Genomic DNA, 14,738 nt, shown 5'->3' with positions numbered 1-14,738 from the left:
AGCGATGAAACCGCGCAACTGGCCAACTGGTTCAACCAGTTCCTCGCGGCGATCCGCAGCCTGATCCAGCACATCGGCCAGGCGGCACAGAAGATTCTCGCCACCTCCCATTCCTCGACCCAGGTTTCCAACGACATGGCCGAAGCCGCCGGACGCCAGCGCGAAGCGGTGGACATGGTGTCCACCGCCTTCCACGAAATGGTGGCCACGGCCAACGAAGTGGCTCGCTCCTGCAGCCAGGCCGCCGAATCGGCAGACAGCGGCCAGCGTCAGGCCCAGGAAGGCCAGCAGCAGATCGACGACGCGGTGCACAGCGTCGACCGCCTGAGCCAGGAGATCGAGCAGTCGGCGCAATCGATGCAGCAACTGGAACGCGACAGCAACGACATCCAGTCGATCCTCGGCACCATCCGCTCCATCGCCGAACAGACCAACCTGCTGGCCCTCAACGCCGCCATCGAGGCCGCCCGGGCCGGAGAGCAGGGGCGCGGTTTTGCCGTGGTGGCCGACGAAGTCCGCGCCCTGGCCAAGCGCACCGCCGATTCCACCGCCGAGATCGACGGGCTGCTGGGCAACCTGGCCAAGCGCACCAGCGCCGTGACCCAGCAGATGCACGCCAGCCTGGAAGTGTCCCAACAGTCGGTGAACCGCATCGGCCTCGCGCGCAACAGCTTCGGACAGATCCGCGAGTCGGTGGACGTGATCCGCGACATGAACACTCAAATCGCCACCGCCGCCGAGGAGCAGCATCAAGTGGCGGAAGACATCAACCGGCACATCAGCCAGATCCATGGCGATGCGCAACGGGTGGCGGAACTGGCCAACGCGGCGCGCCTGGACTCCCAGAACTTGGCGGGGCTGTCCAATGAGCTGGACAGCCTGGTGCGGCGCTTCAAGACTTGAGTCCCCTTTCGCCGGCAAGCCGGCTCCTACGGATTTGGAGGCACGTCTCTGTAGGAACCGGCTTGCCAGCGAATGCCACGAACCTCAGCGTTCGATGATCGCCGTCACACCCTGCCCACCCGCGGCACAGATCGAAATCAGCCCGCGCCCCTGCCCCGCCAAACTCAGCAACTTCGCCAGGTTGGCGACAATGCGCCCGCCGGTGGCGGCAAACGGGTGCCCCGCCGCCAAGGAGCTGCCTTTGACGTTAAGCCGGGCGCGATCGATGCAGCCCAGAGGCGCGTCGAGGCCCAGGCGGGTCTTGCAGTAATCCGCGTCCTCCCAGGCCTTGAGGGTGCACAGCACCTGGGCGGCAAAGGCTTCGTGGATCTCGTAATAATCAAAGTCCTGCAGGCTCAGCCCGTTGCGCGCCAGCAAGCGCGGCACGGCATACACCGGGGCCATCAGCAGGCCTTCGGCTCCTTTGACGAAATCCACCGCGCCAGCCTCGCCGTCGCGCAGGTAGGCGAGGATCGGCAGGCCGCGCTCCTGGGCCCATTGCTCACTGCCCAGCAACACCAGGGAGGCGCCATCGGTCAGAGGCGTGGAATTGCCCGCGGTGAGGGTGCCCGCGGCACTGCGATCGAAGGCGGGCTTGAGGCTGGCGAGTTTTTCCAGGGTCAGGTCCGGGCGCAGGTTGTTGTCCCGGGTCAGGCCGAGGAAGGGGGTGAGCAGGTCGTCGTGCCAGCCTTCGGCATAGGCGGCGGCCATCTTCTGGTGGCTCTCCAGGGCCAGTTGGTCCTGCTCGCCACGGGGAATGTTCCAGGTCTTGGCCATCTGTTCGCAGTGTTCGCCCATGGACAGGCCGGTGCGCGGCTCACCGTTGCGCGGCAGTTCCGGCTTGAGGTGATGGGGCCGCAACTGCAGCAGGATCTTCAGCTTGTCGCCGGTAGTCTTGGCCCGATTGGCCTGCAACAGGATCTGCCGCAGCCCCTCGTTGACCCCGATCGGCGCATCCGAGGTGGTGTCGACGCCACCGGCGATGCCGCAGTCGATCTGCCCCAGGGCAATCTTGTTGGCCACCAGCAAGGCCGCTTCCAGGCCGGTGCCACAGGCTTGCTGGATGTCGTAAGCCGGGGTGGTGGGCGATAGCCGCGAACCCAGTACGCACTCCCGGGTCAGGTTGAAGTCCCGCGAGTGCTTGAGCACCGCCCCCGCCGCCACTTCGCCAAGGCGCAGGCCGTGGAGCTGGTAACGCTCGATCAGGCCCTCCAGGGCGGCCGTGAGCATGGCCTGGTTGCTGGCCGTGGCATACGGACCGTTGGAGCGGGCGAAGGGAATGCGGTTACCGCCGATAATCGCGACGCGACGCAGCTGTGTCATGGAAAGCTCCCTATTCTATGAGTGCGACTTCGGTGAGTACCTCTCCCACTAGCGTAGGAGGCTTCTCGCAGATCGAACGACTCGGGGCCATTCGTGGTCCACACTTTGAACCCCAGCCTGCGGAGTGCGTTCCATGTCCGACCGTTATATCGACTTCGCCAATTCGTCCATCGGCCAGCGCCTGGTCGGGGCCCTTGGCCTGCCGTCACCGGTACGTCTGGAGCGCTGGCAGGCCGGCCGCCTGCGGCCCATCGAAGGCGCTCTGTTGATCGGTGGCGGCGCCATGGCCCAACAGGTGAGCGCCCTGGCACCGCGCCTGACCGATTCGGTCTACAGCTACGGCACCGACCCAACCCTGGCCACGCCCTGGATTCCCGGCCATGGGCCCAAGCTCAAGGCCGTGGTCTTCGATGCCAGCGAACTGCGGCATACCGATCAGCTCAAGCAACTGCGGGAGTTCTTCCAGCCGCTGCTGCGCAGCCTTGAGTCCAGCGCCCATCTGCTGATCCTCGGACGTGCTCCGCACACCCTGGCAGAGCCCTTTGCCGCCAGCGCCCAGCGTGCCCTGGAAGGCTTCAGTCGCTCCCTGGCCAAGGAGCTGCGCAACGGCGCCACCCTGCAACTGCTGTACGTGGCCGAGGGCGCCGAAGAGCAGTTGGAAGGCGCCCTGCGATTCTTTCTCTCGCCCAAGAGCGCCTATGTTTCCGGGCAGGTGATCCACTTGCAGCCCTGCGCCAGTCAGGTCCAGGACTGGAGCCGGCCGCTGGCCGGGCGCAAGGCCCTGGTCACCGGCGCGGCCCGGGGCATTGGCGCGGCCATCGCCGAAACCCTGGCCCGGGACGGGGCCCAGGTGCTGTTGCTGGATGTGCCCCAGGCCAAGGCCGACCTGGACGCTCTGGCGGCCCGTCTCGGCGCACGCGCCATCGGCCTGGATATCTGCGCCGAGGACGCCCCGGCCCAGTTGCTCGAACAACTGCCCGAGGGCATCGACATTCTGGTGCACAACGCCGGGATCACCCGGGACAAGACCCTGGCCAACATGACCGCGGAGTTCTGGGACGCCGTGCTGGCGGTGAACCTCAACGCCCCGCAGGTATTGACCCAGGCCCTGCTGGACAGCGGCCGGCTGCACGATCACGGACGCGTGATCCTGTTGGCCTCCATCAGCGGCATTGCCGGCAACCGCGGGCAGACCAACTACGCCGCCAGCAAGGCCGGGCTGATCGGCCTGGCCCAGGCCTGGGCACCGCTGCTCAAGGCCCGGGACATCAGCATCAACGCCGTGGCGCCAGGCTTCATCGAGACCCAGATGACCGCCAAGGTGCCCTTCGCCTTGCGCGAAGCCGGACGCCGCATGAGTTCCCTGGGCCAGGGCGGCCTGCCTCAGGACGTCGCCGAGGCCGTGGCCTGGCTCGGCCAGCCGGGCAGTGGCGCGGTCAGCGGGCAAGCCTTGCGGGTGTGTGGCCAAAGTGTCCTGGGAGCCTGAAGATGACAACGCACTGGCATGAACTGAACCTGCCTGCGCTCTTGCCGCCGCTGTTTCTCAAGGCGGCGCTGAGACGGCGGAGCAATGGCACCGAATTGCCCGAAGATGGCCTGCGCTGCTGGATCAGCCTGGAGCCCAAGCGGCTGGCGGCCTATCGCAAGGTCTGCGGTTTTGCCGACAACGGCCTGCTTCCCGCTACCTATCCCCATGTGCTGGCCTTCGCCCTGCAGATGCAGCTGCTGACCGCCCAGAACTTCCCCTTCCCGTTGCTGGGGCTGGTCCATCTGGCCAACCGGATTCGAGTGTTGCGCCCCATGGGCAACGTCAGTAGCGTGCGCATCGGCGTCCGGGTGGACAACCTGCAACCTCACGCCAAGGGGGCGGTGTTCGATCTGGTGACCACCGTGGACGATCTGCTGGGGCCGCTCTGGGAAGCCGAAAGCCAGATGCTCTGTCGCACAGTCAAGTTGCCCGGAGAACCTGCCGCGCCGCTTCCAGCATTGGGCGAAGGCCTGAACGAGGTGAGCCGCTGGCAGGCCGAAAGCAATATCGGCCGGCGCTACGCCAGGGTCTCTGGTGACTACAACCCTATCCACCTCAGTGCCTGGAGTGCCCGCCTGTTTGGCTTTCCCCAGGCCATAGCCCACGGTCTGTGGAACAAGGCCATGACCCTGGCGGCACTGAGCGAGCACCTGCCGGCCGCGAATATCGAAGTGTCGGTGCATTTCATCAAGCCCGTGCTGCTGCCCGGAACCGTCCGCTTGCTGGCCAGCGCTGCAGGGTCCAGTGGCGAACTCCAGCTACTGGGCAATGGCGATCTGCAACATATGCAGGGTCGCTGGCAGCCCATCGCCTGAGACGTCATCAACCACGGCGAATAAGCACTACACCGGCGACGATCAGCAGCAATCCGGCAATCTTGCCGAGGCTCACCGGCGCCTCGCGAAAGCCCACCCAACCAAAGTGGTCCAGGGCCAGGGCCATGCTCAACTGACCCGCCAGCACCAGAGCCATGAACAGCAAGGCGCCGATCCGTGGCCCGGCAAAAGCTGCGGTGGTAATGAAAAAGACCCCCAGCAAGCCGCCACACCAGTGCCACCAGGTCAGGCCCTTGAGGGCACTCAACGAGGGCATCTCACGCTGCATCAACACCAGGATCAACAAGGCTGCAGTACCGACAAAAAAGGAAATCAGTGCTGCGGCCAGCACACCACCGACCTGCTTGGCCAACTGACCATTGATTCCGGCTTGCAGGGCCAGAAAGGCCCCAGCGAAAAACGGCAGGCACAACAGCCACCAGATTGGACTAGGCATCACAGGCTCCAACAGCAATTCGGCCGCGCAGTATAGGCCAGCGCAGATTTGAAAGTCCTCGACACCCATTAACAGAATCTTAGAAAACTGCCGTTCTCTTGAGCAGAAAACAAAATAGAACCCATTAATTGTATATATATAACTTTCGTTTAGAGCTCACGAGCAGTCGCTCCAGACAGAGATACAAGATATTGATTAATAACAACTTATAAAACACAAACTTCACAAACAATACTTTCAAACTAGTCACTTTTAAAGCAGTAGAAAACCAAGAATAAAACTCATTAATACCAAGTTCATAATTGTTCAAAAAGTCTCTCGCGCCTTTCATGTAGACAACGGACGAAGGTATCTCCAGCAATAGAACTGGAGAGCTATCGAAAACAACGAACGTTGTAATAGGTGCAAGGGATACCTCTCATGAAAACTCAATTCGGATGGAAAGCGTGTACAGCACTGGCGATGATCCTGACCCTCAGCCTGGCGGGCTGCAGCGGCGGCGGTGGTGGTCATAAGAGTGGTTCGAGCAGTTCTCCTGCCAGCTCAGGTGGTGGCAGCACCGATGGCGGAACCGGTGGCACGCCCAGCACCCTGGTGACCGCCGACGTGGCGTCCGACGTGGGTACTACCGTGAGCGGTGTCGGCGACGGCATCAGCGCCCTGGGCGACTCTCTGGCAACGGTTCCAGTGGTCGGCGGCCTGGCCCGCAGTGCCGTCAGCACTACCGGCAATGTGGTGGACAGCGTTGGTGAGGGCTTGACCAATGGCCTTGGCAAACTGGGCAGCGATCCCAAGGCCCTGAGCAAGACTACGGCCACCGTCGGCAACGTGGTCGGCGATGTGGGCACCGGAGTCAAGGATCTCAGCGGGCAACTGGCGACGACCACCCAAAGCGTTCCGGTCGTCGGTGGCGTGGTGACCAGGGTGGCCCCGGTACTCAGCGGTGTCGGCACCCGGGTAACCATGCTGGGCAACACCTTGAGTACCGTCACCAGCAGCGGGCCGGTCGGCACCCTGACCGATGGCGTGGGTGACAGGGTACTGGTACCGGTAGTGAGCATGGCAGAAGGCCTGACCGACAAGGTGGGCAGCACCACCGGCCTGGGCGCACCAGTCAAGGGACTGATCAAAGGCGTGAGCGATGCTGTGGATGATACCGGCGAGAAGGTCAGCGATAGCGGTGATGGCAACCCTGTGACCGATCTGTTGGGCAATGCCCTGAGCAACGCCAGCGGCGCGGTAAACAGCGCAGGAGGCTACGTCGGCAAGTCCGGGAGCGGCACCGGAAGCGGTGGCAGCAACGGTGGCGGTACTGGCCTGGGCGGCACCGGCATGCTGGAAGTCGTAGGCGGTGCAGTGGCCAATCTCGGCAACGGCATCAATACCGGCAACACCAATGGCGCTGTCAGCGCAGTGAGTGCCGCCGGCGGTGCAGTGGGCGGCCTGATCGCCTCGGTGGGCGGAGCCCTGGGCGGCCCTGGCACTCCCAACCTGGTGGTCACCGCGCCCCTGGCCAGTGTCGGCGTAAACCTGGGTTCGGCGTTGAATCCGATCACCAGCTCCGTCACTGGCCTGACCCAGCAAGTAGGCGCAGCCAGCGGCCTGGGTGGCGCGGTCAGCGGTCTGCTGGGCCAAGCGGGCGGGGCTGTGAGCAATGTGGGTACCACTGTTGCCGGTGGCATAGGCGGCAATCAGGTCGGCGGCGCCCTGGGCGGCACCCTCGGCGCAGTGGGCAGCACCGTGGCCTCGGTCGGCGGTCTGGTCAACGGTGGCACTGCCCCCAGCGGCGGTCTGCTCGGTGGGGCCGGGATCGGCGTCGGAGCCAGCGCCAACGGCAGCGCTTCTGCAGGAGCAGGTCTCAACGGTGGCCTGGGTGGTGTGCTGGGTGGTTTGACCGGCGCCCTGGGCGGCAAGAAATAATTTGCACCTGGCCGATTCGACGGCCTCACCTACAGCGCCTACGCTTGGTTGAGGGCGAGAGGTTCAGATGAATCTCTCGCCTTTTTGTTTATCCAGAGCATCACCCTCCAGCACCTGATCAGGGCTCAGACCTTGAACGGTGCATGGAATGAGGACTTTTAGCATCGCTGCGGCTTGACCATGGAGTGTCCTATGCGCACGTTGGCCAGTTTGTTGTTGATTGGATGCTGTACCTCCGCTTACGCCGACTCCCTTCCGCGCTTTCTCAACAGTAACGACAGCATTACCAACCTGCCCCAACCCAACCTGCCGGTGGACGCCTACCGCCCGGCTACACCGCAGTTGCAGATGCCTGAGCACCCCGTCGCCCCCCAAGGGCAGCAGCCGCTGATGATGGGCACCAAGGTTACGGTGCGTCAGGTCCAGATCGAGGGTGGCACGGTCTACCCTCTTGAGCAGTTGGCGGCGATCTACCAGCCATTGATCGGCCATGAAACCAGCTTCGCTCAATTGATCGAAGCCACCCGTGAGATCACCCGACGCTACCAGAACGACGGCTACCTGCTGTCCTACGCCTTCATGCCGCAGCAGAACTTCAACCAGGGTGTCCTGCGGGTGGTGCTGGTGGAAGGCTATATCAGGGACTACCAGCTACAGGGCGACATCGGTCCGGTGTCCACCTATCTGGACAAGCTGGTGAGCAAGCTAAAGGCCGAACGCCCACTGACCCGCAAGACCTTCGAGCGCTATACCACTCTGATGAGCCGGGTACCGGGCGTGACCCTGCAAGCGGTGGTGCCACCACCGGGAACCACCGACGGTGCGACCCAATTGGTCGCCGTGGCCAGCCGTAAATCCATCAGCACCACCCTCAACAGCACCGACGACAATCGCAACGGTCTGCAGGCCCTAGTGGGTATTACCAGCAGCTCGCAAACGGCCTGGGGCGAACAGCTGAGCCTCAGCGGACTGTTTCCCCCGGGCAAGGACAAGGAGCACTACTACCGCCTGGATTACAGCCAGTTGCTGGGTTCCGAGGGCACGCAGTTGAACCTCTACGGTGCGCGCTACCGCAGTGATCCGCGAAGCAACGTGCAATTGGGCAATGGCCTGGAGCTTGAGTCCCATCGCGCAAACGACCGTTTCTCCATCGGCGTCAGCCACCCCTTCATCGCCTCGCCCAATGAGATGCTCACCGCCGGTACACGCCTGTATGCAGTGAACGACAAGACCCGCTATCGGCTGAACAACGCCCCCCTGACCCTGGAAGAGAAAACCGATATCCGCGCCCTGGCGCTGGAGAGCGACTGGAGCAAATCCGATCCGCGCCAACTGCGAATCCTCAGCGCCGGTCTCTACCAGGGCCTGGACAGCATGGGAGCCAAGACCAACAACGCACTCTACGATCTGGATTTCTTCCGCCTGCGTGTGGCGGGGGTACAGAGCGACCGTTTCTTCGACAATTGGCAGGGGGTGCTTTCCGCAGCCCTGTACTGGAGCGATGACAATCTGCCAGACAGTGAACGGGCCAGTTTTGGCGGACAGAACTTCGCGCGGGGTTATCCCGATGACCAGGCCACCGGTGACAAGGGTTGGGGTGTGGCTTATGAGGTGAACTACAGCTTCCATCGCGCGGGTCCTTGGGTCCGGGTACTGCAACCCTATGTCGTGCTGGACCGCTCCAAGACCTGGTTCAACCAGTTGCCGGTCAAGGGCAGCAACCTGTCATCGGCGGCTGTGGGTCTGCGCTTCGGCGACACCAAGCACTACAACATCGCCCTGGAGGCCGCCAAGCCCATGTCCGATGAAGCCCTGGACACCTACAACCGCCGTCCGCGCTATACCTTGAGTTTCAGCTATCAACTCTGAACAGTTGGGTGATTTTGACCTGCTCCCCAGCAGGTCTTTTTTTGCCGGTAAAAAAGACCGAGCAAGCCTGAAGGTCAGGGACCGACGATATGCAGCCGGGGTTGGGGAAACAGATTATTGAGGGTTTCCAGCAGGCGCACGTAATAGATCGGCTTGCGGAACAGATCCAGGACCTGCAGACGCAACAGGTCACTGACGTCATCCATGTCGGCGTGCCCCGACATGACGATCACCGGCAAGTGCTGGCGCGAGGTGTGCTCGCGCAGACGCTTGATCAGCGACAGGCCACCCTCTTCCGGCATGCGCAGGTCCGTGATCACCAGAGCAATATCCGGATGCTGGGTGAGGTGTTCCAGAGCACATTTCACCGAGGTGGCGGTAAAGCAGCAAAAGCCCTCGCCTTCCAGCAGCTCGGCGAGTTCCATCAGCGCATCTTCTTCGTCGTCCACCAGCAACAATTGCTGACGTGTGGGTTGAGGGGAGGTCATGGACAGTACCCTGGAGTGAGCGTCACGCCCGTGGTTGAACGCAGCCATCGAACATCAGGCTACCGGTGGCGTAACCGCAAACAGGCCTTCGGTTCTAGAAAACCGAAGGCCTGCACGGAACCGGGGGTAGCTTGAAGGTCTGTCGAAAGCGCTGCCCAGCGGCTGCTCACCTGGGCCACTCCGCTGATCAAGGCTCAGGCCGGGTGACGGCGTCGCCTCCAAGGCTGGTCAGGATGTTGTTGAAGATGGCCAGTACACGATCACCCAGAGGGGTAACGAACGCTACGACCACCACTGCCACCATCGCTACGACAATCGCGTACTCGATCGCGGATGCGCCTTCGGTGCGGTCAAAAAACAGGCGCGCCCTGAGCAACAAATATTGAAGAATCATCCTAGCTCTCCTTTGCGCCAGACGGCGCCACTGGAACAGCACTGGGCAAAATTCCCCGGTGCCACCTGAGCATTGTCAACAAAGCCCGGACCAGCAACTGTAAGAACTGATTAATCACAAAGTATTAATCGGATGGTTGGCGCCAAAAAACTCGCCCCATTGAATCAACTCATACTTTTGTTAGCTATTTTTCGACGACTTAATGGCATTTCGTCCTAGCTCTACTACCTTCACATAGCGAAATAGTTGCATGTTCATAGCTGCCTGATTGCGAAATTAACTCGTTTGGAATCACGGGCTGGTGGTGCAGCAGGATAGGGAGAGCCTTCATGAACAGTCGCGTCACCATGGGTCTGGCTGGACTTCTGCTGCTGGGTGCGGTGTTTTTCGGTTACTGGGGCCTGGTCCTCAGCCATCAACCCGAACCGGCACCACCGGCTCAACCGGTGGCCCCCCGCGTCGTCGAACAAGTCACCAGCAATGCCGAAGACCAGACCCGCCAACCCGTGGTGGTACTGGTGCGCGATGTGCCACCTTTCGTTCCGCTCACCGCCGCGGATCTGGCGCTGGAAAAACTGCGCACCGCGCCTGCCGGCAGCCTCAGTGCCATTGATCAGGCGGTGGGCCGTACGCCCTGGCGACAACTGAGTGCCGGCACCTGGCTCAACGCCCAGAGCTTCGAGACCGGTGGCACCCTGGCACGAATGATTCGCAGCGATGAGCGAGCCCTGGCGGTAGCGGTGGATGAAGTCATCGGCGCCGCCGGGCAACTGAGCCCCGGGGACTATGTCGACGTGCTGTTGTTCCTGCGTCAGGACACGACCAATCCACAGCAATCGGCACAGATCGCCGTGCCCGCCATGCGGGTACTGGCAGTGGGCGAGCAACTGGGACTGACCAATGACGGACAGCCCGCCGCCCCAGCGGTGACCCGCGAGGAGAAGCTCAAGCAGGACCAGCGCCGGATCGCCGCCCGCACGGTGGTTCTGGCCGTACCCGAGCAGCTCTTGAGCCGGTTGATGCTCGCCACCCAGGTCGGCGTGCTGCGACTGGCCGTGCGCAGCAGCGATGAGCAGCGCCTGGCCCACTACTGGGCCGGCAATGAGGACGCCACCGGCCACCTCGATGCAGCCAACAGCAACCTGTTCCAGTTCACTCAACTGGCCCTCGGCAAAGCTCCCCGTAGCCCGCTCGCCCAAGGTGGCGGACCACGCTCGGCGGTGGAGGTCATCCGGGGCAACCAGGTCTCTCAACAAACCCCCTGATCGAGCAAGGATGCATGACATGCGCAGTCGTTCCATGCCGCTGTTCACCACACTGCTGACGCTGAGTCTGGGCCAATGGCTCTGGAACCCGGCCCTGGCCGCGCCAATGTCGGGCTGCTCGAGCCTGGCGCCGTTGCCGGCCGTGCTGGAAGTCGGCGAAGGTTTGCAACAGGAGCTGCAGTCCCCGGTGGTCATCACTCGCTTGGCAGTAGGCGATCCGAAAGTCGCCGATGTCCACGCCAACGGCAACAAGGCCTTTCTGCTCACCGGCATGGCTCCCGGCGCCACCAGCCTGATGGTCTGGACCTCCTGCTCAAGCACTCCACGCCAGAGCATGGTGTTCGTCCGCGGCCGGGCCACTGCCGACATGACCGCCAGCCGCTTGCCAATCAGCGACGATCCGTTGCTGCCCAGCCAGGTACAGACCGACATCCGCTTCGTCGAGGTCAGCCGCACCAAGCTCAAGGAGGCCAGTGCCTCGATCTTCGGCCGCGGAAACAACTTCCTGTTCGGCTCCCCTGGCACCGCTCCCGTCACCACCGGCACCGCCGGCAGCGTCACCCCGACCTTCGGTGGCCGGCGGACCAACATCCCCCTGGACAACGGCACCTTCAACATCGGCTTCGGCAACGGCCGGGTACTGACCCTGATCAACGCCCTGGAAGGCAGCGGCTTCGCCTACACCCTGGCCCGGCCCTCCCTGGTGGCCCTCAGCGGCCAGAGCGCAAGCTTCCTGGCCGGTGGCGAAATCCCTATTCCGGTACCCAGCACCGCTAGCAACAGCGTGACCATCGAATACAAGGAATTCGGTATCCGCCTGACCCTGACCCCCACCATTGTCGACAGCGGTCGCATTTCGCTGAAAGTGGCGCCGGAGGTCAGTGAGCTGGACTACAGCAACGGCGTGACCATCGCCGGGACCGTGGTACCGGCGCTGATCGTACGACGCACGGACACCAGCATCTCCCTGGCCGATGGCGAGAGCTTCGTCATCAGCGGCCTGATCAGCACCCGCAACAGTTCCCTGGTGAGCAAGTTTCCCGGGTTGGGGGACATCCCGGTACTGGGGGCCTTTTTCCGCGACTCGACGATCAATCGCGAAGAGCGCGAGCTGCTGATGGTGGTCACTCCGCATCTGGTCCAGCCCCTGGCCGCCGATGCCAAGCTGCCGGCCTTGCCCGGTGAACGCCTGCGCAGCTACGACCCGAACTTCTATCGCATGTTCTTCCTCGAGAACGGCAACTTCGACAAGCGCAGCGGGCTATCGCAATGAGCCAGAACATGAGCCAGACGTTCCTGGCCATCACCCGCAACAGCACCGATCTTGAATGGCTGCAAGGCGCCCTGGCGCCCCTGGGCCAGGTGGTAGGGGCCGATGGCAGCCTCGACGAGTTGCTAGCGCTGGTGGACGTGACTTTCGCCAACCTGGTGTTCGTCGGTCTCGACCGCGAGCATGTGGTGGCCCAGGCCGCATTGATCGAAGGGGCCCTGGAAGCCAAGCCGATGCTGGCGATCGTCGCCCTTGGCGATGGCATGGACAACCAGTTGGTCCTCAACGCCATGCGTGCCGGCGCCCGGGACTTCGTCGCCTACGGCTCGCGTTCCAGCGAAGTTGCCGGTCTGGTCCGACGTTTGAGCAAACGCCTGCCGGCAGTGACGCCCAACACCCAGATGGGCGGCCTGACCGTGCTCTACGGCGCGCAAGCCGATAGCGACGGCGCACTCCTGTCCGGGCACCTGGCCCTGGTGGTGCAAAAGAGTGGCCAGCAGACTCTGCTGCTGGACCTCGGCCTGCCCCGTGGCGACAGCCTGGCACTGTTGGGGCTGGAAAGTTCGTTCCACTTCGGCGATGCCCTGCGCCACCTGCGGCGCCTGGATACCACCCTGATCGACAGCGCCTTCACCAGCACTGAAGCCGGCTTGCGCATCCTCGCCTACGCCAGTCACGACGAGCCCCTGGAACACACCAGTGCCGCCGAGCTGTACATGTTGCTCAGCGCCTTGCGCCAGCACTTCCAGCACATCGTGGTGAACCTTGTTGGCCAGCCCGACAGCGAGGCTCTGCGGACCTTCGTCAGTCATTGCGACAAGCTGATCTGGTGCACCGACCAGAATGTCCTCGACTGCCGGCGCAACCTGGCGGTCCTCAATCACTGGCGCGAAAAGGGCATGAAACTGGAGCACGCACGCTTGCTGGTGGACCGCTACCTGCGCGCCGTCACTCCGGATTCCGAAACCCTGGGCAAGACTTTCGGCCTGGAAGTGATCGCGGTGCTGGCCTACAGCCCGGAGGTGCGCCTGAACGCCAAGAACCAGGGAGTCACCCTGTTTGAAATGGCCCCCCGGGAGAGCCTGACCCAAAGCATTCGCACCTTGGGCGAACGCCTGGCCAAGCGCTCCGAAGGCCTGACCAAGCCCAAGGCCGGCTGGCTCAACAGAATCATGGGGGGCAGATGAGCGGCGAAAAACTCTTTGGCGCCCCGGCTCGTCCGGCACCGGGCAATAGCGATCACGAAGGCCTGAAGCTGGTGCTGCATCGCTACATCATCGATGCCATCGAAGACTCGGGGAAAAACCTGCTGGAAAGCTCCCGGCAGAACCTCTCGCAGTTCGTCACCGACAAAGTGGCGGAGTACATCGCGCGCATGCACCTGGCGATTTCCCGCTACGAAATGGAACGGCTGGCGGAGGAAATCGTCGATGAGCTGACCGGCTTCGGCCCCCTGGAAGTGCTGCTGCGCGATCCGGCGGTGACCGAGATCCTGGTCAACGGCCCGCACCGGGTATTCGTCGAGCGCGACGGCGTGCTGCACCAGAGCGACCTGCGTTTCATCGACGCCCACCACGTTGAGCGGGTCATGCAACGGATCCTTGCCCCCTTGGGCCGACGCCTCGACGAGTCCTCGCCGATGGTCGATGCGCGCCTGCCGGACGGCAGCCGGGTCAACGCCATCATTCCTCCCATCGCCCTGGACGGCCCCTGCCTGTCGATTCGTAAATTTCGCAAGGACATGCTCAAGAGCAGCGACCTGATCGCCATGCAGACCATCGACCTGGCGATCTTCGAGTTCCTCCAGGAGGCCGTGGGCAAACGCTGCAACATCCTGATCAGCGGCGGCACCGGTACCGGCAAGACCACCCTGCTGAACATCCTCAGCCAGTTGATCAATCCCCACGAACGGCTGGTGACCATCGAAGACGTGGCCGAACTGCAACTGGGGCACCCCCATGTGGTGCGTCTGGAAACCCGCCCGCCCAATGCCGAAGGCCATGGCGAGGTCAAGGCCAGCGACCTGATACGCAACGCCCTGCGGATGCGCCCGGATCGGATCATCCTCGGTGAGATCCGCGGCGTGGAAGTACTGGATGTACTGACCGCGATGAACACCGGCCACGATGGTTCCATGAGTACGGTACACGCCAACAACGCTCAGGATGCCCTGTTGCGCCTGGAGACCCTGGTGGGCCTGACCGGTCGCCAGATCGCCGAGCGCACCTTGCGGCAGATGATCTGCGCGGCCCTGGATGTGGTGATCCAGTTGACCCGCCTGCCCGATGGCCGGCGCTGCGTCAGCGAAGTGGTGGAGGTGGTGGGCATTCGCGATGACATCTATGTCACCAACACCCTGTTCCGCCTGGATCGCCGCAGCGGCTTTGGCTTCGGTTTCCTGCGCGAGGCGCTGCACCCGGCGGGGGACAAACTGCGCCGCGAGAGCGGGCTGAGCGTCAATTGAACC

Annotated in this window: 13 protein-coding genes; 9 read left to right on the top strand and 4 right to left on the bottom strand. The window is 63.2% G+C overall.

The window, feature by feature from the left end:
* Positions 1 to 135: 135 nt before the first annotated feature.
* On the top strand, positions 136 to 903 hold the full coding sequence (locus PFZ56_RS09400; protein ID WP_371826197.1) for a methyl-accepting chemotaxis protein: 768 nt from the start codon (positions 136 to 138) through the stop codon (positions 901 to 903).
* Between the two features lie 84 nt (positions 904 to 987).
* On the opposite strand, the gene PFZ56_RS09395 is transcribed toward PFZ56_RS09400, so the two are convergent.
* Positions 988 to 2,265: an acetyl-CoA C-acetyltransferase gene (locus PFZ56_RS09395; protein WP_170001546.1), complete on the bottom strand. Its 1,278-nt coding sequence runs from the start codon at positions 2,263 to 2,265 to the stop codon at positions 988 to 990.
* A gap of 133 nt (positions 2,266 to 2,398) precedes the next feature.
* Here PFZ56_RS09395 and PFZ56_RS09390 point away from each other — a divergent pair, with 133 nt between their 5' ends.
* The gene (locus PFZ56_RS09390; protein WP_123391182.1) at positions 2,399 to 3,751 is read left to right on the top strand and encodes a 3-oxoacyl-ACP reductase; all 1,353 of its coding nucleotides are present in this window, start codon (positions 2,399 to 2,401) and stop codon (positions 3,749 to 3,751) included.
* A gap of 2 nt (positions 3,752 to 3,753) precedes the next feature.
* The gene (locus tag PFZ56_RS09385; protein WP_102881926.1) at positions 3,754 to 4,608 is read left to right on the top strand and encodes a MaoC family dehydratase; all 855 of its coding nucleotides are present in this window, start codon (positions 3,754 to 3,756) and stop codon (positions 4,606 to 4,608) included.
* Between the two features lie 7 nt (positions 4,609 to 4,615).
* Here the strand turns inward: PFZ56_RS09385 and PFZ56_RS09380 are convergent, their stop codons facing one another.
* Positions 4,616 to 5,065 carry a DMT family transporter gene (locus tag PFZ56_RS09380; RefSeq protein WP_102863022.1) on the bottom strand — a complete coding sequence of 150 codons (450 nt, stop codon included), beginning with the start codon at positions 5,063 to 5,065 and terminating at the stop codon, positions 4,616 to 4,618.
* A gap of 420 nt (positions 5,066 to 5,485) precedes the next feature.
* On the opposite strand from PFZ56_RS09380, the gene PFZ56_RS09375 reads away from it, so the two are divergent.
* Both PFZ56_RS09375 and PFZ56_RS09370 read left to right on the top strand, forming a co-directional pair.
* On the top strand, positions 5,486 to 6,985 hold the full coding sequence (locus PFZ56_RS09375) for a collagen-like triple helix repeat-containing protein (RefSeq protein ID WP_170001547.1): 1,500 nt from the start codon (positions 5,486 to 5,488) through the stop codon (positions 6,983 to 6,985).
* 192 nt (positions 6,986 to 7,177) lie between these two features.
* Positions 7,178 to 8,854 carry a ShlB/FhaC/HecB family hemolysin secretion/activation protein gene (locus tag PFZ56_RS09370; RefSeq protein WP_170001548.1) on the top strand — a complete coding sequence of 559 codons (1,677 nt, stop codon included), beginning with the start codon at positions 7,178 to 7,180 and terminating at the stop codon, positions 8,852 to 8,854.
* A 74-nt stretch (positions 8,855 to 8,928) separates the two neighbouring features.
* Here PFZ56_RS09370 and PFZ56_RS09365 read toward each other — a convergent pair whose 3' ends face one another.
* Entirely contained in the window at positions 8,929 to 9,342 is a 414-nt protein-coding gene (locus tag PFZ56_RS09365) for a response regulator (protein WP_110595495.1), read from the bottom strand.
* Positions 9,343 to 9,529: 187 nt separating this feature from the next.
* Complete coding sequence (locus PFZ56_RS09360; protein ID WP_102881931.1) at positions 9,530 to 9,736, bottom strand: Flp family type IVb pilin; 207 nt, start codon at positions 9,734 to 9,736, stop codon at positions 9,530 to 9,532.
* Between the two features lie 329 nt (positions 9,737 to 10,065).
* Between PFZ56_RS09360 and cpaB the strand changes: the two genes are divergently transcribed.
* The 4 genes from cpaB to PFZ56_RS09340 are packed head-to-tail and all read left to right on the top strand — an operon-like array spanning position 10,066 to position 14,735.
* Positions 10,066 to 11,001 carry a Flp pilus assembly protein CpaB gene (gene cpaB, locus PFZ56_RS09355; RefSeq protein WP_170001549.1) on the top strand — a complete coding sequence of 312 codons (936 nt, stop codon included), beginning with the start codon at positions 10,066 to 10,068 and terminating at the stop codon, positions 10,999 to 11,001.
* 19 nt (positions 11,002 to 11,020) lie between these two features.
* Positions 11,021 to 12,274, top strand: a complete 1,254-nt coding sequence (locus PFZ56_RS09350) for a type II and III secretion system protein family protein (protein WP_110595494.1) — start codon at positions 11,021 to 11,023, stop codon at positions 12,272 to 12,274.
* Positions 12,271 to 13,458, top strand: a complete 1,188-nt coding sequence (locus tag PFZ56_RS09345) for a pilus assembly protein (RefSeq protein ID WP_110595493.1) — start codon at positions 12,271 to 12,273, stop codon at positions 13,456 to 13,458. Before PFZ56_RS09350 ends, PFZ56_RS09345 begins: the two co-directional genes overlap by 4 nt.
* Positions 13,455 to 14,735, top strand: a complete 1,281-nt coding sequence (locus PFZ56_RS09340; protein ID WP_102863014.1) for a CpaF family protein — start codon at positions 13,455 to 13,457, stop codon at positions 14,733 to 14,735. The genes PFZ56_RS09345 and PFZ56_RS09340 overlap by 4 nt, the downstream gene beginning before the upstream one ends.
* Positions 14,736 to 14,738 lie beyond the last annotated feature (3 nt).

The sequence above is a fragment of the Pseudomonas danubii genome, from assembly GCF_042980055.1.
In the GTDB taxonomy this organism is placed as follows: Bacteria; Pseudomonadota; Gammaproteobacteria; order Pseudomonadales; family Pseudomonadaceae; genus Aquipseudomonas; species Aquipseudomonas danubii.
Note: the sequence above shows the minus strand (reverse complement) of the source record. Positions and strands in the feature narration are given on the sequence as shown.

Excerpts from the sequence above, each read along its gene's own strand:
- PFZ56_RS09395 (WP_170001546.1), bottom strand. The coding sequence starts at position 2,265 with ATGACACAGCTGCGTCGCGTCGCGATTATCGGCGGTAACCGCATTCCC.
- cpaB (WP_170001549.1), top strand. The coding sequence starts at position 10,066 with ATGAACAGTCGCGTCACCATGGGTCTGGCTGGACTTCTGCTGCTGGGT.
- PFZ56_RS09365 (WP_110595495.1), bottom strand. The coding sequence starts at position 9,342 with ATGACCTCCCCTCAACCCACACGTCAGCAATTGTTGCTGGTGGACGAC.
- PFZ56_RS09370 (WP_170001548.1), top strand. The coding sequence starts at position 7,178 with ATGCGCACGTTGGCCAGTTTGTTGTTGATTGGATGCTGTACCTCCGCT.
- PFZ56_RS09380 (WP_102863022.1), bottom strand. The coding sequence starts at position 5,065 with ATGCCTAGTCCAATCTGGTGGCTGTTGTGCCTGCCGTTTTTCGCTGGG.
- PFZ56_RS09360 (WP_102881931.1), bottom strand. The coding sequence starts at position 9,736 with ATGATTCTTCAATATTTGTTGCTCAGGGCGCGCCTGTTTTTTGACCGC.
- PFZ56_RS09385 (WP_102881926.1), top strand. The coding sequence starts at position 3,754 with ATGACAACGCACTGGCATGAACTGAACCTGCCTGCGCTCTTGCCGCCG.
- PFZ56_RS09340 (WP_102863014.1), top strand. The coding sequence starts at position 13,455 with ATGAGCGGCGAAAAACTCTTTGGCGCCCCGGCTCGTCCGGCACCGGGC.
- PFZ56_RS09400 (WP_371826197.1), top strand. The coding sequence starts at position 136 with ATGGCCGAAGCCGCCGGACGCCAGCGCGAAGCGGTGGACATGGTGTCC.
- PFZ56_RS09350 (WP_110595494.1), top strand. The coding sequence starts at position 11,021 with ATGCGCAGTCGTTCCATGCCGCTGTTCACCACACTGCTGACGCTGAGT.
- PFZ56_RS09375 (WP_170001547.1), top strand. The coding sequence starts at position 5,486 with ATGAAAACTCAATTCGGATGGAAAGCGTGTACAGCACTGGCGATGATC.
- PFZ56_RS09390 (WP_123391182.1), top strand. The coding sequence starts at position 2,399 with ATGTCCGACCGTTATATCGACTTCGCCAATTCGTCCATCGGCCAGCGC.
- PFZ56_RS09345 (WP_110595493.1), top strand. The coding sequence starts at position 12,271 with ATGAGCCAGAACATGAGCCAGACGTTCCTGGCCATCACCCGCAACAGC.